This is a genomic window from Dakarella massiliensis (assembly GCF_001182045.1).
Lineage (GTDB): Bacteria > Pseudomonadota > Gammaproteobacteria > Burkholderiales > Burkholderiaceae_F > Mesosutterella > Mesosutterella massiliensis.
Window position 1 is genome coordinate 143,720 of sequence record NZ_CVTY01000006.1, and the last position, 22,871, is coordinate 166,590.

Annotated in this window: 25 protein-coding genes and 1 pseudogene; 17 read left to right on the forward strand and 9 right to left on the reverse strand. The window is 56.7% G+C overall.

Annotated features, from left to right (window positions below; all coding sequences use genetic code 11):
* Positions 1-754: 754 nt before the first annotated feature.
* From BN1936_RS04540 to BN1936_RS04550, 3 genes are all read right to left on the reverse strand, one after another.
* Positions 755-2,371: a carboxylesterase/lipase family protein gene (locus tag BN1936_RS04540; RefSeq protein WP_082164466.1), complete on the reverse strand. Its 1,617-nt coding sequence runs from the start codon at positions 2,369-2,371 to the stop codon at positions 755-757.
* 126 nt (positions 2,372-2,497) lie between these two features.
* Positions 2,498-2,911 carry a cupin domain-containing protein gene (locus BN1936_RS04545; protein ID WP_022443729.1) on the reverse strand — a complete coding sequence of 138 codons (414 nt, stop codon included), beginning with the start codon at positions 2,909-2,911 and terminating at the stop codon, positions 2,498-2,500.
* A gap of 217 nt (positions 2,912-3,128) precedes the next feature.
* On the reverse strand, positions 3,129-3,422 hold the full coding sequence (locus tag BN1936_RS04550) for a cupin domain-containing protein (RefSeq protein WP_022443728.1): 294 nt from the start codon (positions 3,420-3,422) through the stop codon (positions 3,129-3,131).
* A gap of 563 nt (positions 3,423-3,985) precedes the next feature.
* Between BN1936_RS04550 and nrdD the strand changes: the two genes are divergently transcribed.
* The 3 genes from nrdD (at position 3,986) to BN1936_RS04565 (ending at position 8,092) form a co-directional block, all read left to right on the forward strand.
* Positions 3,986-6,160 carry an anaerobic ribonucleoside-triphosphate reductase gene (gene nrdD, locus BN1936_RS04555; protein WP_049686759.1) on the forward strand — a complete coding sequence of 725 codons (2,175 nt, stop codon included), beginning with the start codon at positions 3,986-3,988 and terminating at the stop codon, positions 6,158-6,160.
* A gap of 14 nt (positions 6,161-6,174) precedes the next feature.
* Positions 6,175-6,702, forward strand: a complete 528-nt coding sequence (gene nrdG, locus BN1936_RS04560; RefSeq protein WP_022443726.1) for an anaerobic ribonucleoside-triphosphate reductase activating protein — start codon at positions 6,175-6,177, stop codon at positions 6,700-6,702.
* Positions 6,703-7,030: 328 nt separating this feature from the next.
* Positions 7,031-8,092 carry a threonine aldolase family protein gene (locus BN1936_RS04565; protein ID WP_022443725.1) on the forward strand — a complete coding sequence of 354 codons (1,062 nt, stop codon included), beginning with the start codon at positions 7,031-7,033 and terminating at the stop codon, positions 8,090-8,092.
* A gap of 116 nt (positions 8,093-8,208) precedes the next feature.
* Here BN1936_RS04565 and BN1936_RS04570 read toward each other — a convergent pair whose 3' ends face one another.
* Both BN1936_RS04570 and BN1936_RS04575 read right to left on the reverse strand, forming a co-directional pair.
* Positions 8,209-8,481, reverse strand: coding sequence for a PNPOx family protein (locus tag BN1936_RS04570; RefSeq protein ID WP_049686760.1), 273 nt, complete (start codon positions 8,479-8,481; stop codon positions 8,209-8,211).
* Positions 8,471-8,788: a flavin reductase family protein gene (locus BN1936_RS04575; RefSeq protein ID WP_022443723.1), complete on the reverse strand. Its 318-nt coding sequence runs from the start codon at positions 8,786-8,788 to the stop codon at positions 8,471-8,473. Before BN1936_RS04575 ends, BN1936_RS04570 begins: the two co-directional genes overlap by 11 nt.
* A 298-nt stretch (positions 8,789-9,086) precedes the next feature.
* Between BN1936_RS04575 and BN1936_RS04580 the strand changes: the two genes are divergently transcribed.
* Positions 9,087-10,322 carry an FAD-dependent oxidoreductase gene (locus tag BN1936_RS04580; protein ID WP_148521178.1) on the forward strand — a complete coding sequence of 412 codons (1,236 nt, stop codon included), beginning with the start codon at positions 9,087-9,089 and terminating at the stop codon, positions 10,320-10,322.
* Between the two features lie 17 nt (positions 10,323-10,339).
* Entirely contained in the window at positions 10,340-10,669 is a 330-nt protein-coding gene (locus tag BN1936_RS04585; RefSeq protein WP_022443721.1) for a cytochrome c3 family protein, read from the forward strand.
* A 183-nt stretch (positions 10,670-10,852) separates the two neighbouring features.
* Here BN1936_RS04585 and BN1936_RS04590 read toward each other — a convergent pair whose 3' ends face one another.
* Positions 10,853-11,353 carry a GNAT family N-acetyltransferase gene (locus BN1936_RS04590; RefSeq protein WP_049686762.1) on the reverse strand — a complete coding sequence of 167 codons (501 nt, stop codon included), beginning with the start codon at positions 11,351-11,353 and terminating at the stop codon, positions 10,853-10,855.
* Positions 11,354-12,051: 698 nt separating this feature from the next.
* On the opposite strand from BN1936_RS04590, the gene BN1936_RS04595 reads away from it, so the two are divergent.
* Together BN1936_RS04595 and BN1936_RS04600 are read left to right on the forward strand one after the other, a co-directional pair.
* Positions 12,052-12,774 carry a DUF554 domain-containing protein gene (locus BN1936_RS04595; RefSeq protein WP_022443719.1) on the forward strand — a complete coding sequence of 241 codons (723 nt, stop codon included), beginning with the start codon at positions 12,052-12,054 and terminating at the stop codon, positions 12,772-12,774.
* Positions 12,775-12,839: 65 nt separating this feature from the next.
* Positions 12,840-13,328 carry a GNAT family N-acetyltransferase gene (locus BN1936_RS04600; RefSeq protein WP_086936874.1) on the forward strand — a complete coding sequence of 163 codons (489 nt, stop codon included), beginning with the start codon at positions 12,840-12,842 and terminating at the stop codon, positions 13,326-13,328.
* On the opposite strand, the gene BN1936_RS04605 is transcribed toward BN1936_RS04600, so the two are convergent.
* Positions 13,325-13,870 (reverse strand): methylated-DNA--[protein]-cysteine S-methyltransferase, encoded by a 546-nt coding sequence (locus BN1936_RS04605; RefSeq protein ID WP_022443717.1) that lies wholly within the window; start codon positions 13,868-13,870, stop codon positions 13,325-13,327. The genes BN1936_RS04600 and BN1936_RS04605 overlap by 4 nt on opposite strands.
* A gap of 91 nt (positions 13,871-13,961) precedes the next feature.
* Positions 13,962-14,510, reverse strand: coding sequence for a methylated-DNA--[protein]-cysteine S-methyltransferase (locus BN1936_RS04610; RefSeq protein ID WP_022443716.1), 549 nt, complete (start codon positions 14,508-14,510; stop codon positions 13,962-13,964).
* Positions 14,511-14,706: 196 nt separating this feature from the next.
* Here BN1936_RS04610 and BN1936_RS04615 point away from each other — a divergent pair, with 196 nt between their 5' ends.
* From BN1936_RS04615 to BN1936_RS04630, 4 genes and pseudogenes are all read left to right on the forward strand, one after another.
* Positions 14,707-14,916, forward strand: coding sequence for a TOBE domain-containing protein (locus tag BN1936_RS04615; RefSeq protein WP_022443715.1), 210 nt, complete (start codon positions 14,707-14,709; stop codon positions 14,914-14,916).
* A 282-nt stretch (positions 14,917-15,198) separates the two neighbouring features.
* On the forward strand, positions 15,199-15,408 hold the full coding sequence (locus tag BN1936_RS04620; protein WP_022443714.1) for a TOBE domain-containing protein: 210 nt from the start codon (positions 15,199-15,201) through the stop codon (positions 15,406-15,408).
* A 280-nt stretch (positions 15,409-15,688) separates the two neighbouring features.
* Complete coding sequence (locus tag BN1936_RS04625) at positions 15,689-15,898, forward strand: TOBE domain-containing protein (protein ID WP_022443713.1); 210 nt, start codon at positions 15,689-15,691, stop codon at positions 15,896-15,898.
* Positions 15,899-16,115: 217 nt separating this feature from the next.
* Positions 16,116-16,913, forward strand: a pseudogene (locus tag BN1936_RS04630) (DUF362 domain-containing protein); the annotation flags it as partial.
* A 223-nt stretch (positions 16,914-17,136) separates the two neighbouring features.
* Here BN1936_RS04630 and BN1936_RS11270 read toward each other — a convergent pair.
* Entirely contained in the window at positions 17,137-17,430 is a 294-nt protein-coding gene (locus tag BN1936_RS11270; protein WP_082164501.1) for a KTSC domain-containing protein, read from the reverse strand.
* A 190-nt stretch (positions 17,431-17,620) separates the two neighbouring features.
* On the opposite strand from BN1936_RS11270, the gene BN1936_RS04635 reads away from it, so the two are divergent.
* The 6 genes from BN1936_RS04635 to BN1936_RS04665 all read left to right on the forward strand — a co-directional run bounded on the left by BN1936_RS04635 (position 17,621) and on the right by BN1936_RS04665 (position 22,579).
* Complete coding sequence (locus BN1936_RS04635) at positions 17,621-18,247, forward strand: hypothetical protein (RefSeq protein WP_022443711.1); 627 nt, start codon at positions 17,621-17,623, stop codon at positions 18,245-18,247.
* 366 nt (positions 18,248-18,613) lie between these two features.
* Entirely contained in the window at positions 18,614-18,913 is a 300-nt protein-coding gene (locus tag BN1936_RS04640; RefSeq protein WP_022443710.1) for a hypothetical protein, read from the forward strand.
* Positions 18,914-19,005: 92 nt separating this feature from the next.
* Positions 19,006-19,419, forward strand: a complete 414-nt coding sequence (locus tag BN1936_RS04645; RefSeq protein WP_049686763.1) for a hypothetical protein — start codon at positions 19,006-19,008, stop codon at positions 19,417-19,419.
* A 138-nt stretch (positions 19,420-19,557) separates the two neighbouring features.
* On the forward strand, positions 19,558-20,340 hold the full coding sequence (locus BN1936_RS04650) for a thermonuclease family protein (RefSeq protein ID WP_022443708.1): 783 nt from the start codon (positions 19,558-19,560) through the stop codon (positions 20,338-20,340).
* 123 nt (positions 20,341-20,463) lie between these two features.
* Entirely contained in the window at positions 20,464-21,207 is a 744-nt protein-coding gene (locus BN1936_RS04655) for a thermonuclease family protein (RefSeq protein ID WP_022443707.1), read from the forward strand.
* Between the two features lie 418 nt (positions 21,208-21,625).
* On the forward strand, positions 21,626-22,579 hold the full coding sequence (locus tag BN1936_RS04665; protein WP_022443706.1) for a LysR family transcriptional regulator: 954 nt from the start codon (positions 21,626-21,628) through the stop codon (positions 22,577-22,579).
* Positions 22,580-22,871: the final 292 nt, after the last annotated feature.

The window sequence follows — 22,871 nt, forward strand, 5'->3', positions numbered from 1 at the left end:
GGCGAAACGCGGATTCTCACGGAAAATCGGTGAAGCCCCGGACTCCGGGGCTTTTTGATGTCTGAAACTGATACAAAATCCATGATCTCGGCCATTCAGCCGCGCCTACAATGTTCTTAAGAACATTCCTTCTCTGAGAGAAAGGAGCTGTGCACTATGAGACGCAGAACATTTCTTCGGGCCGCGGCAGCGATTCCGGTCGCGCTGCTTTCCGGCTGCGCGGTGTATGACGACGGCTACTACGTGGGGGACGTCGGCTACGCGCCGGTACCGAACCCGCATCCTCATCCTGTGCCGCCTCCGCCGCCCCCGCGTCCCCGTCCGGCACCGCCACCTCCGCCAAGACCCGCACCGCAGCCTCCGAGACCGGCTCCGCCGCCGCATTTCGCTGGGCCCGGTCCGAGACCGGGGTTCCGACCGGCACCTCCGCCCCCTGGGCCTCACCGCCCCGCGGATCCGCGGATGATGCATCGGACCGGCGGTCCGCGCCCGATCGGACCTGGAAGACCGGGACCGGGTTTACGGAATCCTCCCGGACGCCCCGGCGGTCCCGGAATGGGTCCCCGCCCGGGGCCTGGTCCTCGTCCGGGTCCCGCACCTCGCGTCCCGCGCCTCGGCCGGCACCGAACGGCCCTCATGGTCCCGGTGAACCGCCGCCTGGCTTCCCCCGCTAGGGGCTGAAATGAAAAGGGCATCCTTCTATCAATAGAAGGATGCCTTTGTTTTTTGAACTGTCCGAAATCCCGGGCAGAACTCAGAAGCTGCTGCCGCGCCCCGTGACAGGCGGGATCGACGCCCAGAACGCGCACTTATGTTCGTCGGCGAAGTACGCGGCAGGGCGCGTACCGGTTTTCTCGGGAGCGAGCACCATCACGGCGCCGTCTTCCTTATAGGGACCCCAGGCCGGGACGCCCTTCCCGTTCGGGTCTCCGGTCCGGATGAAGTTTCCCCAGTAGGTGCGGATCGTTTCGGCGAGCTGCTTCTGATCCGGCGTCATCTTTGCCGCGAGCGCGAGGAACCGACCGGTGTCGGGGAAGAGGTACGAGAGTTCAGAGCCGTGGCTCGCGCCCGTTTTGTAGCCCGGGTACCGGGGTCGAAGGAGCGTCGGCGCGTTCTCGTCCTCAAAGGCGTAGAACCAGGACGTAACATCAGACGCGGCCGCGGCGCGCGCAAGCGTCAGGCTCCCGCAGCCGCCCAAGCCCCGCATGCCGGAATCCGTCATGAAGTCCCCCATGATGTAAGGGACGCCGTAGGCCTCATCCTTCTCATACTTATCACCCGGGTACTCGACCTGAGCCTTGTACCAGTTGTCCCCAACGAGGCGCTTCACCCAGACCTTATAGGCGTCCTCACTCCACCCGGTGAAAACCGACGCGGCGTCCCGCGCCTCGTTTTTATTCGATCCCGAGAGGAGCGGCACGCGGTTCCAGTCACCCTTCTTGATTTGCTCAATCCCCGGAACGTCTGAAACTGGCGCCCAGAGGCCGGATGAGGCGCTCGCCTCAGCGATTTTTTCAGCCGGCACTTTCCTCAGGCAATTTCCGACGCCGCTCTCAAAGTCGCAGCCCGCCCGCTTGATAAAGAATTCGCTCCGGCGCTTCGCCTTCGCGGGGCGCTCAGAGTCAAAGGCGCAGGTGTCCGACTGAATCACCGCCTGATGGAAGAGCCCCTTCGCTTTCGGATCCACGAGCATCCGGCAGACATCGGTGCCGCCGGACGACTCCCCCATGAGGGTCACGCGGTCCGGATCTCCGCCGTACCCCGCGATCGTCTTTTTCACCCAGCGAAGGGCTTCCTCGATATCCGTCATCGCGGAGTTCCCCGAGGCGTCCCCAAATTCAGGAAGTGAGAGGAACCCGAGCGCCCCAAGCCGATACTGAACCGCGGCCACAAGTACGCCGGACTCGGCAGCTAGCCGCGACGGATCCTGCGCTGAGGCGCTTCCCGTGATATTCGCGCCGCCATGGAGATACACGGCAACCGGGAGCTTTGCGCCGGGCTTTGTCCCCGCCGGCCGGTAGATATCGGCGTAGAGGCAGTCTTCCGACCCCCCTTCTGGCTGCAGGCACGGCGCCGCGTGCCACTCGGCGTTCCGGACACCGGTCCAGTTTTTAGCGGGTGCCGCGGGTTTCCATCTGAGGTCTCCGACCGGGGGCTCCGCGTAGGGGATTCCGAGAAACGCATCCGCCGCAAGGTCGCTTCCGGGGAGTGTCCGCGTGATACCGGTCACCTTTCCCTGGACCGTGTCCGCGGTCGGTGCGGAGGGGGAAGCGGCAGAGGCTGAAGTCACTGAGGGAGCAGCGCCGGATATTCCGGACGCGAGGCCGAGCATCCCGGCTGCCACCCAACTGAACCACGTTTTCCGCGTCATGCTTATCTTCCTCCTCGTGAAACACAAAAAAACCGGCTGGAAGCCGCCCCCTTATATTAAAAGAGAAGACGGACTGCCAACCGGACACTGGAGTCTGACTGAAAGTTTTGATGTTTTGAAGTCGGGCTACGGAAGCTTCGCGTAGTCGTCGTCTGACACCGGCTCACACCACTCGGTGCTCGTCTTGGTGCCAGGTACGCCGATCCCGATATGCTGGAACCAGCTATCCTTTGCCGCGCCGTGCCAGTGCTTCACGTTCGCGGGGATGTTGACGACATCGCCGGGATGCAGTTCCCGCGCCGGCTTCCCCCACTCCTGATACCACCCGCGGCCCGCGGTGACGAGAAGCATCTGTCCGCCCCCGGTTTCCGCGTGATGGATATGCCAGTGGTTGCGGCACCCCGGGGTAAAGGTGATGTTGCTCACCTTCACTTGTTCACTCGAGAGCGCCTTCCGATAGCTCTTTCCCGTGAAGTACTGCCCAAACGGGTTTTCTTCCCCCATAGGGAAGACACTCAGTTCTTTCACTTCGCCTGCCATTTTTCACCGCTCCTCATATAGGTTTTCTTTAATGCGCTGAATGGCGTTTCTCGCGAAAGAGGGCGGAATCGCTTCCGCCCCCCTCCTCCTCTGTTCTTTTTTACTTCAGGGCGTCGTAATCGGCGTCCGACACCGGTTCGCACCACTCGGTCTTCGCGCCTTCACCCGGCACCTCAATCGCGAGATGCTGGAACCAGGCGTCTTTCGCGGCACCGTGCTAGTGCTTCACGTTTGCCGGAATATTCACGACGTCACCCGGCTTCAGAGCCTGAGCGGGCTTACCCCACTCCTGATACCAGCCGCGGCCCGCGGTCACGAGCAGAATCTGACCGCCGCCCTGCGTCGCGTGGTGGATATGCCAGTGGTTGCGGCACCCGGGCTCAAACGTGACGTTTCCGACCGGAACCTGTTCAGTCGAAAGCATCTTGAGGTAGCTGATCCCCGTAAAGAACTTGTTATAGGGATTCACGTCGCCCGAATCGAACACACTCATATCTTTCTGATCTGCCATCTGCTTTTCTCCAAAAAGTGGACGGGAACCGGCTAAGGGGTCCTGAAAGCATCCGTTTTTATCTGCACTCAGAGCGCCGCTTCCCGCACTTATGAATTATCAGTCGGGCGGGCTCCCCGATTTGCCATTTTTTCTCAATTGATTGTCAGTTCCTGTCCCCGAATCCGTATTTCATTTTTTGCAATCAATTCAATATGTGATACCGAAATCTGTCTCCCCCGACTCCGGATTTTGGAGGAGAATGCGGGGCTCTTTTTCCGCTTCGCTGTGGATAAGCGGAATTTCCGATATGCCATATCTGGTCCGGAGACTTTCCAGCTCCGGCTATTTAGTTTTCGGCGCCAGCAAACTGACCCCGGCTGATCAAAAACTCATCAGCGAAATGTGAAAAAAAAGCGCTGCTTTTCGCCCCGCTGTGAACAAGATTTGAAAGCGCCTGAATCAAAATAGGAAAATTTCCACACCGGGCTTTCTGGTTGAAAAAAGTACCAGATTATGTATCATTAACGAGTTCCATCAACAAGATTTAGTTGGCTCTTTGAACAGATGCCAGGAGACGCAGAGTGAAGATCATTAAGCGAAACGGGTCGGAAGAAGAATTCGACCGCCAGAAAATCAAAAACGCAATCGCTAAAGCCAATATCTCCGATGACGGCAAAGCCGAGCTGACCGATCGTCAGATCGATTACATTTCGCTCGTCATTGAAGACCACTGCAAAGAACTGGGTCACGCTCTCTCCGTTGAGGAGATTCAGGAGCTCGTTGAAACCCACATCATTCTGCAGGGCGCTCCTGAGACCGCAAAGCGCTATATCCGTTACCGTTTTACCCGGAATCTCGTCCGTGAGTCGAACACGACGGATAACAAAATCCTCTCACTGATCGAACGTAACAACGAAGAAGCGAAGCAGGAAAATTCGAACAAAAACCCGGTGATCAACAGCACGCAGCGCGACTATATGGCCGGTGAAGTGTCCCGCGACCTGTCGGCGCGCATCCTGCTCCCGAAGGACATCGTGAAGGCGCATCAGGAAGGCCTGATTCACTTCCACGACTCCGACTACTACGCGCAGCACATGCATAACTGCGACCTCGTGAACCTCGAGGATATGCTGCAGAACGGCACCGTGATCACGGGCACCCTGATTGAGAAGCCGCACAGCTTCGCGACCGCCTGCAACATCGCGACGCAGATCGTCGCCCAGGTCGCGTCGAACCAGTACGGCGGCCAGTCGATCAGCCTCGCGCACCTCGCCCCGTTTGTGCAGACGTCTCGCGTGAAGATCCGCAAGATCGTAAAGACCGAAATGGAGTCGATCGGCTTTGAGCCGACGCAGGAACAGCTCGATAAGATCGTTGAGGACCGGCTGCGTGACGAAATCCGCCGCGGCGTCCAGACGATTCAGTATCAGGTGGTGACGCTCCTCACGACGAACGGCCAGGCGCCGTTTGTGACGGTCTTCATGTACCTCAGCGAAGCGAAGAACGAGCAGGAACGCCACGATCTCGCGATGATTATCGAGGAGACGCTGCGTCAGCGTATCCAGGGCGTGAAGAACGAGAAGGGTGTGTGGGTGACCCCCGCCTTCCCGAAGCTGATCTACGTGCTCGAAGAGCAGAACATTCACGAGGATTCGCCCTACTGGTACCTCACGAAGCTCGCCGCTGAATGCACCGCGAAGCGCATGGTGCCGGACTACATCAGCGAAAAGATCATGCTGAAGCTGAAGAAGGATAAGAACGGCGAAGGCCACTGCTACACCTGCATGGGCTGCCGCTCCTTCCTCACCCCGTACGTGAATGATCAGGGGAAGCCGCAGTACTACGGCCGCTTTAACCAGGGCGTCGTGACGATCAACCTGCCGGATGTGGCGCTGTCGTCTGGCGGTGACATGGAGAAGTTCTGGAAGATCTTTGATGAGCGTCTGCAGCTCTGCTACCGCGCTCTGATGTGCCGCCACGAGCGTCTGCTCGGGACGCCGTCCGACGTCGCCCCGATCCTCTGGCAGTACGGCGCGCTCGCCCGTCTGCAGAAGGGTGAGAAGATCGATAAGCTGCTCTTCGGCGGCTACTCCACGATTTCGCTTGGCTACGCCGGCCTCTACGAATGCGTGAAGTACATGACCGGGAAGAGCCACACGGATCCGGAAGCGAAGCCCTTCGCGCTGCACGTCATGCAGCACATGAATGACAAGTGCGCCGAGTGGAAGGCAAAGACGAACATCGACTTCTCGCTCTACGGCACGCCGCTTGAAAGCACGACGTACAAGTTCGCCCGCGCCCTGCAGCGCCGCTTCGGCGTGATCCCCGGGATCACCGACAAGGGCTACATCACGAACAGCTACCACGTGCATGTGTCTGAGAAGATCGACGCCTTCACGAAGCTGAAGTTCGAGTCTGATTTCCAGCGCCTCTCTCCGGGCGGCGCGATCAGCTACATCGAAGTGCCGAACATGCAGAACAACATTCCGGCCGTGCTTGACGTGATGAAGTACATTTACGACAACATCATGTACGCGGAGCTCAACACGAAGAGCGACTACTGCCAGGTCTGCGGCTACAACGGCGAAATCAAGATCGTCGAGGATGACGGCAAGCTCGTCTGGGAATGCCCGAGCTGCGGCAACCGCGACCAGTCGAAGATGAACGTCGCCCGCCGTACCTGCGGCTACATCGGCACGCAGTTCTGGAACCAGGGCCGCACGGAAGAAATCCGTGACCGTGTTCTGCACCTCTGAGCCATAAGGACGCCATGCACTACGGGAATATCAAAGACTGCGACATCGCAAACGGTCTTGGCGTCCGGGTGTCTCTTTTCGTCAGCGGCTGCACGCACCACTGCAAGGGGTGCTTCCAGCCGCAGACGTGGAACTTCAAGTACGGTGACGTCTACACTCAGGAAACTGAGGATCAGATCGTCAAAATGCTGGAACCCTCTTACATCAACGGACTCTCCCTCCTTGGGGGCGAGCCGATGGAACCGGAGAACCAGCGGAAACTCGTGAAGCTCTGCCGCCGGGTGAAGAAGCTCTACCCGGAAAAGAACATCTGGTGCTACACGGGGTACACCTATGAAACGGATCTCCTCGCCCCCAGCCGCGCGCGCTGCGAAGTGACGGACGAGCTCCTTTCCTATATCGATGTGCTGGTGGACGGTGAATTCGTGGAAGCGAAGAAGAACATCGTGATCGCCTTCCGCGGTTCCACGAACCAGCGCCTGATTGATATGAATAAGACCCGGGAAACGGGTCACGCGGAGATCCTTCCGGGTCTGCCGTGAAAAACAAAAAGACTGACACACAGAGAAAGTCAAAATAAATTCCAGGAAACTGGATTTATCAGCGCCGATACCCGCGAAGTGCCGGCGCTTTTTTTTGCCTGTTGCCTGAGGAACCGGAGCTTCTCTTTCACAGGCTCCGGTTTTTTGCTGCCGCGTTCTTCGGGAACCGCGGCTCCTCCCTCCGCTTTCTTCTCCGGTCTCCTCATCTGAAGGTAATATTGAAAACTATGCTCTGGCTTTTCACTTTCAAAGAGGCACGGCTCCTGGCCCCCCGCTCAGGGCGCCTCATCAGTCCAACGCATATAACCGATAAAAAGGATCCAGCATCATGGCAGAGAACACTCCGCGTCTTTCTTTCACCTGTGACTACGAGGAAGGCGCGCACCCCGCGATTCTGAAGCGTCTCGCGGAAACTAATTTCCTGAAGGAACCGGGCTACAGTTACGACGAATTTTCGCTCGCGGCGAAGGATAAGATCCGCGAGGCCTGCGGCGCTCCGAACGCCGGGGTCTACTTCCTCATCGGCGGCACGCAGACAAACGCCACGGTAATCGACGCGGTGCTGCGCGGGTATCAAGGCGTGGTAGCGGCTCAGACCGGCCACGTCGCCGTGCATGAGGCGGGCGCGATCGAGTTCGGCGGTCACAAGGTGCTCACGGTTCCGCAGGAGCGCGGCAAGGTGTCCGCCACGGTGCTCAATCAGTCGCTTCTCGATATCGAGAACGACGGGAGCTACGAGCACATGGTGCACCCGGGTCTCGTCTACATCTCGCAGCCGACCGAATACGGCACGCTTTATTCGAAATCGGAGCTTGAGGCGATCCGCGCGGTGTGTGACCAGCATAAGCTCCCGCTCTTCATCGACGGCGCGCGTCTTGGCTACGCGCTCGCGTCGCCCGAAAACGACGTTTCGATAAAGGATCTCGCCCGGCTCGCCGACGTCTTCTATATCGGCGGCACGAAGTGCGGCGCGCTGCTTGGCGAAGCGGTCGTGATCCCGAACCCGGACTTCATCCCCCACTTCTTCACGACGATCAAGCAGCATGGCGCGCTCCTCGCGAAGGGCCGCGTCGCCGGCATCCAGTTTGAGACGCTCTTCACGGACGGCCTCTACGAAAAGATCGGCATCCCCGCGATCCGGAACGCCCGGAAGATCCAGGACGCGCTCCGCGCCTCCGGTTACGAGCTTCTTTTTGAGTCCCCCACGAACCAGATCTTCGTCGTGCTCGAGAACACCCAGATGGCGGAACTCGCGAAGTCGGTTGCCTTCAGCTTCTGGGAGAAGAAGGACGAGACCCACACCGTGGTCCGCTTCGCGACGAGCTGGGCGACGCGGGACGAGGATGCCGATGAACTTGTGCGCCTCCTGAAGGACATGCGTCTCGCCTAAAAGACGAACCCTCAGGATCCCGTCCCGCTGAATCCGGCGGGATCCCGGCGCATGAAAAAAGGCCTGAGAGCAGTGTTCTCACAGGCCTTTCGTTTGGAATACAGCGTGAACGGCGCTTAGTCGTTCGTCATATTCGTGAAGTTCTCCGCCACATGAACGACCTTGCCATTCGTGTAGTAAGCGTCTTCAGAGATGTAGTGCAGGGTCTTCGCGAAGCCGGCGGCGAAGCTCGAATGCTCTTCATCCCACAGCTCTTCCTTCACGGTGATGTTAACGGCCTTGCCGATGCAGACGCCGGTCTTCTTGAGGGTCTCAAGATCGACGAGCTCGCACTCGATATAGGCGAGCGCATCCGGAAGGGTCTTGATCCCGAGGACCTCAGAGGTCACCGGGGTGATCTTTGCCCAGGCGGAACTTGTCGCCGGAGTCACGCCCGTGGATCGAACCCACGCGGTTGATATCCGCGATCTGGCCTTCATGCGGAATCGCGACCACGAATTTCCCGGTCTCGATAATGTTCTTCGTCGTCGTGTGACCGCGGTCCAGCACCACGAGCACCTGATCGCTGTCGTAAGGCGTGTTCCACGCGGCCGTCATGATATCCGCCACGCCTTCCTTCGACGTGGTAGCGACCGTAACAATCTGTCCGCCGCTTGTGAGACGGTTCGCGGCGCGGGGCGTTAACTTCTTATACATATGAGCTGCCTTCTTTTGTTGTGTTAGCACGAATACCAAAAATATTACGGCAATAGGAAAAAACGGATGAGGCTTTGAAACCTCATAGGTTTCGCTCCACCGCCATAACCGTTTCCTGAGATACAGAATTTCTCACGCGTAATAATCTTAAGCGTCTTTTACCGCTATGGATTTTCTGTATACGGCACGGGTATAGTAGGGAAAAGAAGACACGGAATTGAATCATCAGACTTTGTCTGACGCGAAGAAAGCGGGTGTGAATCCCCCGCTCATCCGGTCTTCCGCCGAGGAGAGTTTTATGACTGGAATCACAAGAAGAAAAGTGCTCGCGGGAGCGGCCGCGGCCGGGATCTTTGGCTGCGCCGGACACCCGATCCAGAAGGCGCTTGGGTTCAAGACGACGCCTGAAGACCTCTATCAGCTTTATATCGGTGAGGCCGCGGCGACGCACACCGTGGGGGAACCGGACGTCGCCCGGATTCTCGCGGACGGCGCGATTCCGGCAGCTGACTGGCTTGAGTCACTCGGTGTCCGCTGGTCCCGGAAGAAGGCTCAGAAGTTTTTCCTCAATATTGAAGAGGGCTTCCGTCTCGGCCAGGTGCTGATCCCCGCGCTTGAAGCGAAGGCGAAGTCGCTCGGCGTCGCGATGCGTACCCGCACCCGGGCGACTGAATTGATCACGCCCGGCGGCCGCGTCACCGGTGTCATCTGCAAAACCCCGAAGGGCGTCACGCGCTACGCCGCGAAAGCGGTGATCCTTGCGACAGGCGGGTTCGAGGGGAACCCCCACATGATCGAGAAGTATATCGGGGACGGCTGGGATATGGCCGGGTTCTACTGCACCCCCGCGGACCGCGGTGATGGTCAGCGGATGGGAGAGGCGGCCGGAGCCGAACTCGCCGATATGGACGTCTTCAAGGCGAACCCCACGATCCACCGCTTTGAGGGGAATAAGTACAACATGCGCCCCGCGGTGAACGCGGGCGCGATCATCGTGAATCAGGACGGCGTCCGCTTTATGAATGAGACAGGCGGCTACTGGGAAGCGAGGAAAATCTGGGCGCTCCCGCAGAAGCAGGCATGGGTAGTGTTTGGAGACCCGGTGCTCGCCGCGGATAAGCGGCTTCCGGGCCTTATCGCGGCGGGATCCATCGTGACGGCCGTTGACGCGAACGCGCTTGAAATGAAGACCGGGATCAACGGGAAGGCGCTCACGGACACGATCGCCGCCTACACGAAACTCGCTGAAACCGGGAAGGATCCGGATTTCGGCCGCGGGAACGTGAAGCCCGCCTTCGGGGGCAAGCTCTACGCCGCACCGATCTCCCCGATGATCCAGGGGACGTTTGGCGGCGTGAAGACGAACGCGCAGACCGAGGCACTGAGACCGGATGGCTCCGTGATCCCGGGGCTCTACGCGGTCGGCGAATGCGCGGCGTCCGGACTCCGAGGACTGAACCCCCAGACCGCGAACGCGGTGTTTGGGTCGATCGCGGGACGCCAGGCGGCGGCCTGGGCTAAGACGGCACTGTAGGAGAGGGGGAACAGAAAATGAAGAAACTCATCACATTCGCTCTGATCGCCCTCTTCGCCGCGACCGCCGGTGCCGCGACACAGACGCTCGCCCAGAAGCACGCGAAGGCGGGCGTCAAGGGGAACCCCACGCAGGAACAATGCATCGCCTGCCACGGCGGGAGTTATGAGGCGCTCGCGAAGCAGACATCTAACGTAAAACCGAACCCGCACGGCTCCCACATGGGACCGGTGCAGTGCGACGCATGCCACAGCTGGAAGGGGCGCTCGAACCTCATGTGCAGCGACTGCCACAGCTTTCCGAAACTTCAGCAGAAGCTCCGCCCGCAGCCGAAGGTCATTCAATAAAGAGAAAATTAGTCCCATCTGATAACTCAGGCTGACGCGGCAGATGGAAGTTATCCGAGCGGACGCAGTTGGCTGACAGGAGCGCCTAAAACAAAACCGGCATCCCGAACGAGATGCCGGTTACAACGTAAAATTGACCAACATAAGAGCGGCCGTTCCGGAACGCTGATATTTTTTCCTGCCTCAGTTAGTCCCGAGATCCATTTCCATCTTGATCTCCTGAAGCGTTTCTCCTTTCGTGCTCCAAGTCGAGTTTTCAACGGCTTCTGTAATTCGAAATCCCACCTTCTCGTAATAGTGAATAGCTGCCGTCAGAGGACTCGCTGTCCAGAGGATGAGTCTACGGTATCCAGCTGATAACGCCATTTCCATAAGGGCCGACATTAATGCCTTCCCCACTCCATACCGGCGGTATTCCTTTTCGACAGCGAATAAACGGAACTGACCAACCTCAGGATCCTCGGTCTGGCAGAGCATAATGCAGCCGATCAACGTTCCGTTCTCATCGGCAACGAATAAATCCTCTTTGCTGCTTTTGGGCTTAGCCGCAAAATCCAGGGCAATTTTGACAGCATAATCCGTGAAGCTAGGTCCCCACGAATATTCTTCCTGATAGAGCCTTTTATGGAGATTCGCTACAAACTGTTCCTCTCCGTGTCGGTATGACCGGATGACGAAATCCATTTCAGACATTCCTCTATATCCATATGAATAACATGCTTCTTTCAAGGAAAAATTTACACCGAACACACATGAATTAATATCATTCTCGGATTTTCGGCTTCTTTGAAAGAGAGCACACTTTTCGGGGACAACCCGCTCGGACACCTCTCTTAAAAATGCGAAGAGCGCTGTGAAACTCTCTCACAGCGCTCTCCATTTAAGCGGATTCTATGGTGACCGAGAACCCCGCTCTCCTTGCTTAACTAAGCAAAAAGGGTGGGTGACATCAGCCTAGTTCGCTTACTTCACCCATCTTTCGGCCCGAAAGCCGAAGTTCAAGACGGCTGATGTCACCCATAAAAGAAGAAATTCCAGGAACAACCGGCTAAGCCCGGCCCACGGGATCAAAGCCATCCAGGAGTCTCTTGAAACCATTATAGCGGGCATTAATGAAAATAAATCAATACTTTGGAAATATTTACAGTACACAGAAAATATTCAAGCAAAACAATTGAATAGCGTGTATACAATTGCTTAACGACGGTGATAATTTTCTGTCAATACCCGCTTGATCCACGGTCAGGAAGGGATTCTACCCACGTTCTTAGACGGTTTAGAGGCTTAAGGATCCCAAAATTTTGTATCAGACGATACAGCCGTCTCTCGTTCAGATAATCTTTTCAGTCACATCACTCAGAAAATTCTCCTGAGGCATCGGAATGGTTGGCTTAGGCACTTTGATCAATATGGCGGCGATTGCCGCGGGCGGCACCGCAGGGCTCGTTTTCAGGCGGTATCTCAGCAAATCGCTGCAGACAAACCTGATGAGCGTGATGGGTCTTGTCTGCATGTTCCTCGGCACTGCGGGAACACTGTCTCTCATGCTCCGCGTTTCAGGCACTGGGCCCGCGCTGACCTCGACCGGCTCGATGATGATGGTGATTTCGTTCACGATCGGAACGCTGATCGGCACGATCCTGAAGCTTGAGGATCGGTTTGAGGGCTTCGGTCTCTGGCTTCAGCGGAAGGCAGGGCGGACAGGCGACAACGGTTTTGTCGGAGCCTTTGTGACGGCTTCTCTCACGGTCTGTATCGGAGCGATGGCAGTGATCGGCGCGATCCAGGACGGGATCGCGGGCGACTACACCGTGCTCGCCGCGAAAGCGGTGCTCGACTGCGTGATCATCCTCATCATGACATCTGCGCTCGGAGTCGGCTGCATTTTCTCCGCGATCCCGGTCGGTATTTTTCAGGGGCTTGTGACGCTTCTCGCGTTCCTGATTGGGCCCCTCCTCAGCCAGGCGTCGATTGACGCGATCGGACTCACGGGCTCGATGATGATTTTCGCGGTCGGCGTGAACCTGGTCTGGGGAAAGAAATTCTCGGTCGCGAACATGCTCCCCACCCTCATCTTCGCCGCCCTCTGGCCCGTCTTCCTCTAGAATCGGAAAGAAATCAATTTTTTACATTCCTAAGGACTGGATCAAAACCAGTCCTTCTTTCCATCATGACGATCGAAATCCGCTCCGCTCTCCCCTCTGACCTTGACGCGATCGCGGCGGCCGAAGCCGAAAGCTTTCCGGCGGCGGAAGCCGCTACCCGCGAGTCGTTCGAATCGAGGCTTACCGCTTACGGGAATCACTTCTGGCTTCTCTTTGTCGACGGGGAACTCGCGTCCTTCGTGGATGGGCTCGTGACGAACGACCCGGATCTGAAGGACGAGATGTATGAAGACGCGTCGATGCATGACGAATCAGGCGCGTGGCAGATGATTTTCGGCGTGGTGACGCGTCCCCGCTACCGGAAGCAGGGCTATGCGGGGGAGCTTCTGAAACGGATGATCGCGGAAGCGAGGAAGGAAGGCCGCAAGGGCCTGGTCCTCACGTGCAAGGATCCCCTCGTCCACTACTACGCGAAGTTCGGGTTCGTGAATGAAGGGTTCCTCGGGTCAACGCGCGGCGGCGTCACCTGGAATCAGATGCGGATTACGTTTTAGAGCGGCAATTCCTCTTCAAGCGGGAAGCGCTCCGGCATTTCGTGTGCGAGAAGGAATTTCTTCGCCGCGAAACCGCCGTCGTACCCGGTAAGACTCCCGTCCGTCCCCAGCACCCGGTGGCACGGCACAATCACGGCGAACGGATTCAGCCCGACCGCGGCGCCGACCGCCCGCGCTGACTGCGGTATCCCGAGCCGCATCGCGAGTTCCCGATACGTGGTGGTCGTCGCGTAGGGGACCGCTTCCAGCACCCGCCAGACTTTCTTCTGGAACTCGGTCCCGTAGTAGATCACCGGCAGGTCAAAGACTTTTCTTTTCCCGTCAAAGTATTCCGCGAGCTCTTCCGCGGCCCGCTCGTTCACGGGGTGGTGGCCGGGGACGAATTCCGGGTTCTTCAGGTAGCGGCTGAGCCGCTTCATCACGTCCCCGTAATGATGGCCGTGCGTCCAGTCCGCGATCACCAGCCCCGCGTCGTTCGATCCGAGAAGGATGTCGCCGCAGGGAGAAGCAAAAGTTTCCGTGACTACCACACCTGCCGCCATAAGCCTCGAGCCTCCCTAACCCTAAAGTCTCAATGGGAATGAGTGTCTATTATCCGCGACTATCGCGAATGACGAGAGGCTTTAAGGGGGGTCAAAACCTGAACTCCTGCTGCACAGCGGACGGCAGCCGGATCCCTTCAAGATTAAGGAGATAGCGCTTCGCGTCAAACCCGCCGCCGTACCCCGTGAGACTGCCATCCCGTCCCACCACGCGGTGGCACGGCACGATGATGGAGAACGGGTTCTCGCCCACCGCGATCCCAACCGCCCGCATCGCTTTCGGTTTCCCGATCGCTTCCGCGATTTCGCCATAGGTCGTCACGCGGCCAAACGGAATTTTTGTCAGGGCATCCCAGACCGCGGTCTGGAATTCCGTCCCGAGAAACCGAAGCGGAAGGTCAAACGTCCGCCGTTTCCCCGCGAAATAGTCATCGAGCTGCGACGCGGTTTCCTGAAGCACCGGATCCGTTCCGGATATGAATTCCGGATTCCCGAGATAGCGGTTAAGCCTCGCGCGGACTGTGGCCTCATGCCACCCATCCACCCAATCCGCCTGGATCAGCGCCCCGGAATTAGTACCAAGGAGCAACTCCCCGCAGGGAGTCTGATACGTCATCGTGACTACGCTCTTTTCCTCCACTTTTTTCTCCTTCCGGGCGACCTTTTTTCCTTACTTTATTCAAAAATCTTTGGTAAAGTTTCCAACGCTTTTGATGTGGATATGCATTCGATGTTCTTGATTTGAATAGCGAAAATAGAGTCTTCGTTATTCCAATAATGCATATCGGCGCGTCAAAGCCTAACCTTTGAAAACACCTATTAGGATCAAGAATACTATGAAGATCTCCGCTCGCAACTGCCTCGAAGGCAAAGTCGTTTCCATCAAGAAGGGTCCCGTTTCCACCGAAGTGACCCTTGAGACCGCCGCCGGCGAAAAGATCGTCTCCTCCATCACCACCGCTTCCGCTGAGTCCCTCGGTCTCGACGTCGGTGTCAAGGCTTTCGCCGTGATCAAGGCTTCTAACGTCATGGTGGCTGTGGAGTAAGTTCTATTCCGCCGCCTTCTCCCGAGAGGCGACAGAATAGGGGCCGGTTCAGCTTTGCTGAGCCGGCTTTTTTATGGCCTTTCCTCATTCCCGCGGGAAACGTGAGTAACTTTTTATTTTATCCCCCGAGGCTCCCCGAATCCAGCATTATTTTTAATGAACAAGTCTGGATATATTTGTTTTTATGAGTAGAATAATTCATACCGTGATGCGTTATTCATTTTATGTATTGCGGTTATCCGGGGCAGAACGCCCTCAATCACTTTAAGGAAAACGTTTGGTATGAAACTGTCAGCTCGCAATTGCCTCCAGGGTAAAGTCGTCGCGATCAAGAATGGTCCTGTTTCCACTGAAGTGACGATTGAAACCGCTGCCGGCGAAAAGCTCGTCTCCTCCATCACCTCCACCTCGGCTGAAAATCTGGGGCTGAAGGTCGGTGACACGGCCTACGCTGTGATCAAGGCCTCCTCCGTGATGATCGCGGTGGACTAAGACGTTAGAGACTGCTTTTTAACGAGTTTTCTGGCGAAGCCGGTTCGGAAACGAGCCGGCTTTTTCATTGCCTCAGGAACAGAAAAATGACACCGCTATTCATATAAGGAAAAAGTCTTACATTTTTCAAAAATTTCTGGTAGAGTGTCTCATATTCAATCACGGATATCATTCGATGTTCTTGATTCGAATAGAGAAAAATTTTATATCGTTATTCTTAACACGCATAACGGAAATGATCCCGTTATGTCTTTTACGGTAAAACGAAAGGTAATTGAAAATGAAACTCTCTGCTCGCAATACGCTCGAAGGCAAGATCATCGCCATTAAGAAGGGCCCGGTTTCTACCGAAGTGACGATCGAAACCGCCGCTGGCGAAAAGATCGTTTCCTCGATCACCACCACGTCCGCTGACAACCTCGGCCTCGAAGTCGGCAAGACCGCCTTCGCCGTGATCAAGGCCTCGAACGTCATGGTCGCTGTGGAGTAATCGCTTCAGAGCTCAGTCTCAGATCCTGAGACACCTCGATTCGAACCGGTTCATTCGTGAACAGGATTTTTATATTTCCGGCAAGTTTCTGAGAAAAAGAAAGACGCCGCGCGGGTGTCCGCCGCCTAAAATTGATGATGAGAAAGTGTCTTTGAACACGAAAAACAAGAATTGCAGAGAAGACCGGAATCGCTTCGGTCTCATTGGAGATTTTTAAATGACAGCAACCAATCCGCAGGCTCCGGTGATCGGGTCGAAGAATGTCACGGGTCTTGATGTCCCGGGCTCCCGCGCGAAAGTGTTCTTTACCCCGGTGATCGACGCCGAGCATCTCTTTAAGCTTTATCGCCGCGTGAATGAAGGCATCTACGGCCGCACCGCGATCAAGCTCCACACGGGCGAAAAGAACGGCCCCAATATTCTTCCGCGCGACCTCGTGCGTGACTTCCAGAGCCGCATTCCGAACAGCAACATCGTTGAGACGAACACCCTCTACGAAGGTGACCGCTATACGACAGAAGGTCACTGCGAAACGCTGAAGGTGAATGGCTGGGATTTCTGCCCGGTTGATATTCTCGACGAGGAAGGCGGCGTTGACCTCCCGGTCCGTAACGGCTTCCATCTCGACCACGTGACGATGGGCGGTCACATCGTGAATTACGACTCCCTCATCGTTCTCACCCACTTCAAGGGTCACGCGATGGGCGGCTTCGGCGGCTCGATGAAGAATATCGCGATCGGCCTCGCCTCGGGCCGCGTCGGCAAGCGCCAGGTGCATGGCGTCGTCGACAAGATCCCCGAAAGCTGGACCGACTGGCCCATGAAGGAACCCTTCATGGAACTGATGGTGGATTCCGCGAAGGCGACGCTCGACTACTTCGGGAAACACGTCACCTTCATCAACGTCCTTCGCCGCATGTCGGTTGACTGCGACTGCGCGGGCGTCACGGCCGCTGAGCCGACGATCCCGGATATCGGCATCCTTGCCTCCACCGACCTCCTCGCGATCGATCAGGCGTCCGTTGACCTCGTGTTCAATCATGAGAGCAACAAGGACCTCGTGGAACGCATGACCTCCCGCCACGGTCTCCGTCAGCTGTCCGGCATGGCTGAGAAGAAGATGGGGAACCCGCAATACGAGCTGATCACGATCGAATACCCGACGGGTCACCGAGAAACGGAAAGAGCCAGGAAACCTCAGGTTTTCTGGCTCTTCTGCTTGTTGGGACAGGAAAATTTCAGCCGCCGAAAAGCCGCTTCCACTCCTCTTCCGCGCGTTTCTTCGCGTCTGACGCTGGCGCGGCCGGCGCTTCGGCGCGGGACGACACCTCTTCGCCCTCGAAATCCTCTTCGATCCGATCCCGGTAGTAGGACATTGGGGAGGAGGACGCAAGGAACCCCTCCGCGATTTCTTCCCCCACGCCCCGGAATCGCAGGATCCTTCGCGTGTCGAACTCCACTTCAAGCGTACGGCTGCGGCGGTCGTACGCGGCACTCCGGATGCCGCCACGCCGTATGGTCTTCCACTCCATGGCTCGCCTCCTCGGATTCTTTCCGACTGACACGACTCTGATAAAAATAAATGTACGCCGTTTCCGGTCCGAATCAAGGTTTTCCGCAATATTTCCAGATACAAAAAGCCTCTGATTGCATAATTTCAGGACATAAAATTTGAGTATCAGCCGGCAAACAGGCCGGCACCACTTAATTTTGGAGGTTCTGATGGCTTCTGACTCCTGCTCCTGCAGCCTGGCAACTAACCACAAGACCTGCCCGCTACCCGGGACGACAGAAGATCTCTATACGATGCCCTCAGTTCCGGGATACCCGAAACTCCGCGCCGGCACGCAGCTCGACGCGATCTGGGGCCGGATGCTCGCGACCGGCAAGGGATACCGCCGTCCCGGCATCAAGAAGGAACCGGGCACCTGCCCGGGGCTCCCCCGCGTCATGGTGGTGTTTGACACCCAGTGCCCGTGGTCTCACCGCCTTTGGGACACCGCGATGATCCTGAAGGACGAAATCGATTTCCTCTGGTTCCCGGTCTGCGTCACGAAGGACGTGAGCACCGCGCAGGCCGCGGCGATTCTCGCGTCCGACACGCCCTGGGCGCTCACGAAGGAGAGCGAAGAGCTTTTCGACGATCCGGACTTCCGCGGCATCAATCCGAAGGACTACCCGGTCACCCAGGAACAGCGTGACGTCGCCTGGAACAATTCCCGGATCTTCCGCAAGGCGGGCGGCACTCAGGTCCCGCTCGGTATCTTCCGGACGCCGGATAACCAGTTCGTTCCGATCTTCGGCGACGCGACGGCAGAAGAAATCCGAAAGATTGTCGGTATCGGCTGAGACGCATTACCGAGACACTTAAAAAACGCGGGCTCCCATCAAACGGGAGCCCGCGTTTTTTCACTTTCGTCAGAATTTTTGACATCCTGATAGGTTAAGAGCTTTGATTCACGAAACACCTTCCCGAGCCTCCACACAAACCCTGTTGAATCCCCTGTATTTACTATGAGAACCGGTATTTTCTTTCGTCTGCCTCAAGACATTCACAAATTTTTTCAGGTTAACCGCTTTCAAGTGCGCTTTTGACTACTACACTATTAGTTGAAAGTTACTGACCCAGCCTGTTCTTTTTCTCTGAAGATATACCTCTCAGACTACAGAAAAAGAAAACCCCGGGGTTAAAACTCACTGACAGGAGATCGCCATATGGCTGAAGCAGAAGAAGTGAAGACAGAAACGGTCACCGTGACGCTTACGGAAGATACGCTCGCAGGTCTCCGCCTCATCGCGGAACATAAGGGGATCACAGTCGAAGAAGTGATAGGACGCCTTGCCTCCGCCGCCGCGAAAACCGCGCACACGGCGAAGAGCGCGAACGAGAAGCGCAAGGCGATCGCGCAGCTGATTTCTGAAGAACTCACCGACCTCAACGCGAAGAAGGATGAGTTCCTGAAGCAGATGCGGGAGCGCCGTGAACAGAATAAAAAGAATCCTCCCAACCCCTGATACAAAGCATTGCCAGCCGGTATCGGAACCCTGACCCGTTATGAGCTTTTCCGGTACCCGGTGAAAAGACCAACACGAAAAGGAGTCTCAACATGGCTGATAAGAAAGAAACCGTAAAGACTGAGGCTGCCCCGGCGGCAGCCAAGGCTGAACCCGCTCCGGCTCCTGTGCCGGCGATTCCGCCGCTCACGCTCGAACTCGATCAAGAAACGCTTGAAGGCCTGAAGCTGATCGCGGATTCGAAGAAGACGGACGTTCAGACGATCGTGAAGAAGTTCTGCACGCGCGCTTCGAAGGCCGCTCTTGCCGCGAAGGCCGCGGATGAGAAGCGGGAAGAAATCCTCGCGAAGATCTCGGACGAGATCGACGAGATGAGCGAAAAGAAGAAGGAACTCCTCACCCGCATCAAGGCGATCAAGATCGATCCGGATCTCGGCTGCGAAGACTGGGATAAGGATGTCCGCGAAACCGCGAAGAAGCTGAAGAAGATACTGAAGAAGCTCTGATCGTGAGACTCCAAAGGCTGTAAATCCACCGCGCGGCGCGCCAGACAAAAGCACGCCGCGCGGATTTTTTTCTTAAACTACGACTAGCGATAGAGTCCCCGCAGAACCGGACTCTGACTTCATACGGATCCCCCCCGAATGACGACACCACGCCGCAAGAAAGCAACGCCTAAGAGAGTCACCAAAGCGAAACGGAGTTCCAGAAAAACTCTGTCCCCCTTTAAAAAACGTCTCGCGGTCGGGGCCGCGGCTCTCGTGATCATCGCGGGCGTGTCTCTCACACTGATCCCAAACGCCTGGAACAACGTCAAAAACGCGGTCGGCATCGGGTCGCCTGACCTGGAAGTCCGGGTGCCGCCCGCCGCGAAACCGAGCCCCGCGACGACTCCCACCGCGATTTCGCTCCTCCACGGAAAAGTGACCAAAGTGGATAGCGGCGACGCCTTTACGGCGCTGATCACGGATGGGTCGACACAACGTGTCCGGCTGCTCGCCGTCGACGCGCCGGATCCCGATCAGATCTGGGGCGACAAGAGCTACTTCGCGCTCGCCGCGCTCCTTAACGGGAAAGATGTCGTGATCCGGTTCCGGGGGCGGGACGCCTACGGCCGGATTCTCGGCCGCGTGATCGCGGATGGAACGGACGTCGGCCTCACGCAGCTCGCAAACGGCGACGCCTGGTACGTGAAATCGGAGGCTCCGCAGCTTACGCCGCAGGCGAGGAAGCGGTATCCGGCCGCCGAAGCCGCGGCGAAGAAAAACCGGATCGGCCTCTGGGCGGATCCGAAACCCATTTCTCCCTGGGAATTCCGAAAGGGAACGGGCGCGTCGGAACTGAAAACGTTTGAGGAAAAGAGCGAAGTGAAGCAGCCGGACGGCTTTTTCGGGCGGCTCACCTCATTCTTCTCCGGAAAATCCTGAGTCCGGAACGAAAAGTCCCGAAAATACGGTGTTTCGCACTGCACGCTGTGTTTCTTTTTTCTACACTAGAGCGATGCGATGGAGCTCCGCTGGTTTGAGCTCTTTATTTGTTAGCTGACGCTGATGACTGACCCCCGCGATAACCACTCCGCAATTTCCTCACTCCTCAACTCCGTCCTGAGTTCCCCGAAGCTTAAAAAGGCAGCGGGCGTCTTTGTCGCTGCCTTTATCGGCGCGATCGCCGTGAACGGCTTCACCGGTAACGGCATCACAAACGCCTTCAAGCACGCCGCGCAGGAGACGATGAAGTCCGTGAAGGGCGGAGCCGGGGCACCTGCCGCGCTCCCGGGACAGAATCCGACCGCGACCGGATCCACGTCAGGGCTCCCTGACTCGACCGTGAACGCCGGAGCCCAGGAAGTTCAGGGGCAGGTCGTGAAGGTGGCGGACGGCGACACCATCACGCTCAAAAAAACGGACGGTCAGACGATCCGCATCCGGTTCCTCGGAATCGACGCCCCGGAGCATGACCAGGCGGGCGGCCCCGCGAGCAAGGCTCACCTCGAGTCGCTTGTTTCCGGCCGGAACGTCACAGTGCGTTACCGGAACCTCGATCAGTACGGCCGCACGGTCGGCAAGGTGCTGGTGGACGGGAAGGATGTCAATTTAAGCCAGCTTCAGACCGGGAACGCCTGGTTCTACCGCAGTTACCAGAAGTCCATGTTCCCTGAGGACCGGCCGATTTACGAGGCAGCTGAGGAAAAGGCGCGCAGCGAACGGGTCGGCCTCTGGAGCGAATCAAACCCCACACCGCCCTGGGACTTCCGAAAGGCGAAGCGTTCAGGCTCAGACAAAGGATTTTTCTAACCTGAATTTTTCCTAAGGGAAAGAGTTTCGAAAATTTCTCAGCCAGATGTTCAGAAACGAATATCAGACCCAGAAAACGTTTCAATTGAAAATGTCCGGCTGAAGTCCTTTATTCAGGTTAAGACAGGGGAATCTCTGGCTAAAGAAAACCCCGTACTCATTTCCATTCCATGGCAAAACGTTAACCGCTTTGTTGCTGTCGCCATTCGCTCCACAACGAAATGCACGCTGCCGGTCAAGAGGTTTTTTGCCATGATCAATGCCCTGTTTACTTCGGCACTCTAGCTGAAACCACCTGTTCCAATGCGGATTCAGGATTTTCCCGACCATTTTCTGAGATTGCAATATTTGCATTCTGCGACTAATCACATCGGATATACTCAAAAACATTGATAGCTTCCACAAAGATGATCAGACAATGCAGAGCAAAGAAAACTTGGAAGCCTGGCGTGTTTTTGTGTCCGTCATTCAAACCGGAAGCATCAAACAGACAGCCATTGAGCTCAATATGGATATGTCGGCAGTTTCCCGTTTGCTCTCGGGCCTCGAAAGCGATTTTGGCTTCAAACTCTTTAACCGTCAGACCCGTCCCATGACGCTCACGAGCAACGGCAGGGTGCTCTCGCCGCATGCTGAGAAATTGTTTGAACACTTCAATCAGGTAAGCGAAATTGCCGCCTCCCTAACAGGATCTGCTGTCCGTTACCGGCTTTGCTTTCCTCTCAACGTAGGCCGAGACACGCTGATTGATCAGCTGATCGACTACAGGAAAATCGATCCGCAGCTTGAATTTGATCTCATGAGCGAATGCGATCACGAAGACGTCCTCAGCGGTCGTGTCGATATCGCTCTCCTCCCCTACAAACCTCCTGTCAGGGGTTTGGTGATGTGGTCTACCGGAACCGGTTTCAATTTTCCACTGGCGACTCCCGACTATCTGATGGAAAACGGCACACCGGAATCTCCCGAAGACCTGAAAAACCATGCTGTCATTCTGCGCACCGGCAGAAACTATCCGCCTTCTTACTTTCTGTGCCGACGCACAGAAAAAAAACCTCTTGTCTGGAACCGCGTGAGTTTCTCGGGAGATGCGCTGTCCTGTAAAGCCGCTGTGATGGCCGATGCCGGCATTGCCATAGATCTGTCGTTTGACCTGTGCAAACAGGAAATTCTGAAGGGAGAACTCGTTCCGGTGCTCAACGGGTTGCACCGCACGCCGTGGGAAATGACGCTTGTCATGACTGAACGCCTGCAGAGCAATGCCCGTCTCATGCAGTTCTGCCGCTGGCTTGTGGAACGTGAAAGCGTTGACAACCAGGCTCGTTGGAAACCCATGTTCCGGATGTTGGGCGGCGAACCTAATAATCCGTAGAAAATACTCCAAAATAATTATTATTACATAATTCAAATAGATTACAAGAACTAGATTGCAGATAAAGCTGATTGTGAAATCTGCAATCTTTTTTAGCAAATCTGCCGTTTCGCCATCTACCCCTCCTTTCTAGACTGACTGCATCGGTGCCGAAATACTTAACTAAAAAGCGGCATCAATTTAAGTCGAAAGGAGAATCCACATGTCAGATATTTCCAGAAGAGCACTTCTTGGTTCCGGCACCGCACTGGGTCTTGGCGCCGTCTTTTCCAGCGCACAGGCTAAGCCCTAC

What these genes read in the sequence shown, in the direction of transcription:
- BN1936_RS04540 (WP_082164466.1), bottom strand. Translation starts at nt 2,371, where the DNA reads ATGACGCGGAAAACGTGGTTCAGTTGGGTGGCAGCCGGGATGCTCGGC.
- BN1936_RS04545 (WP_022443729.1), bottom strand. Translation starts at nt 2,911, where the DNA reads ATGGCAGGCGAAGTGAAAGAACTGAGTGTCTTCCCTATGGGGGAAGAA.
- BN1936_RS04550 (WP_022443728.1), bottom strand. Translation starts at nt 3,422, where the DNA reads ATGGCAGATCAGAAAGATATGAGTGTGTTCGATTCGGGCGACGTGAAT.
- nrdG (WP_022443726.1), top strand. Translation starts at nt 6,175, where the DNA reads ATGCACTACGGGAATATCAAAGACTGCGACATCGCAAACGGTCTTGGC.
- BN1936_RS04565 (WP_022443725.1), top strand. Translation starts at nt 7,031, where the DNA reads ATGGCAGAGAACACTCCGCGTCTTTCTTTCACCTGTGACTACGAGGAA.
- BN1936_RS04575 (WP_022443723.1), bottom strand. Translation starts at nt 8,788, where the DNA reads ATGTATAAGAAGTTAACGCCCCGCGCCGCGAACCGTCTCACAAGCGGC.
- BN1936_RS04580 (WP_148521178.1), top strand. Translation starts at nt 9,087, where the DNA reads ATGACTGGAATCACAAGAAGAAAAGTGCTCGCGGGAGCGGCCGCGGCC.
- BN1936_RS04585 (WP_022443721.1), top strand. Translation starts at nt 10,340, where the DNA reads ATGAAGAAACTCATCACATTCGCTCTGATCGCCCTCTTCGCCGCGACC.
- BN1936_RS04590 (WP_049686762.1), bottom strand. Translation starts at nt 11,353, where the DNA reads ATGGATTTCGTCATCCGGTCATACCGACACGGAGAGGAACAGTTTGTA.
- BN1936_RS04595 (WP_022443719.1), top strand. Translation starts at nt 12,052, where the DNA reads ATGGTTGGCTTAGGCACTTTGATCAATATGGCGGCGATTGCCGCGGGC.
- BN1936_RS04600 (WP_086936874.1), top strand. Translation starts at nt 12,840, where the DNA reads ATGACGATCGAAATCCGCTCCGCTCTCCCCTCTGACCTTGACGCGATC.
- BN1936_RS04605 (WP_022443717.1), bottom strand. Translation starts at nt 13,870, where the DNA reads ATGGCGGCAGGTGTGGTAGTCACGGAAACTTTTGCTTCTCCCTGCGGC.
- BN1936_RS04615 (WP_022443715.1), top strand. Translation starts at nt 14,707, where the DNA reads ATGAAGATCTCCGCTCGCAACTGCCTCGAAGGCAAAGTCGTTTCCATC.
- BN1936_RS04620 (WP_022443714.1), top strand. Translation starts at nt 15,199, where the DNA reads ATGAAACTGTCAGCTCGCAATTGCCTCCAGGGTAAAGTCGTCGCGATC.
- BN1936_RS04625 (WP_022443713.1), top strand. Translation starts at nt 15,689, where the DNA reads ATGAAACTCTCTGCTCGCAATACGCTCGAAGGCAAGATCATCGCCATT.
- BN1936_RS11270 (WP_082164501.1), bottom strand. Translation starts at nt 17,430, where the DNA reads ATGGAGTGGAAGACCATACGGCGTGGCGGCATCCGGAGTGCCGCGTAC.
- BN1936_RS04635 (WP_022443711.1), top strand. Translation starts at nt 17,621, where the DNA reads ATGGCTTCTGACTCCTGCTCCTGCAGCCTGGCAACTAACCACAAGACC.
- BN1936_RS04640 (WP_022443710.1), top strand. Translation starts at nt 18,614, where the DNA reads ATGGCTGAAGCAGAAGAAGTGAAGACAGAAACGGTCACCGTGACGCTT.
- BN1936_RS04645 (WP_049686763.1), top strand. Translation starts at nt 19,006, where the DNA reads ATGGCTGATAAGAAAGAAACCGTAAAGACTGAGGCTGCCCCGGCGGCA.
- BN1936_RS04650 (WP_022443708.1), top strand. Translation starts at nt 19,558, where the DNA reads ATGACGACACCACGCCGCAAGAAAGCAACGCCTAAGAGAGTCACCAAA.
- BN1936_RS04655 (WP_022443707.1), top strand. Translation starts at nt 20,464, where the DNA reads ATGACTGACCCCCGCGATAACCACTCCGCAATTTCCTCACTCCTCAAC.
- BN1936_RS04665 (WP_022443706.1), top strand. Translation starts at nt 21,626, where the DNA reads ATGCAGAGCAAAGAAAACTTGGAAGCCTGGCGTGTTTTTGTGTCCGTC.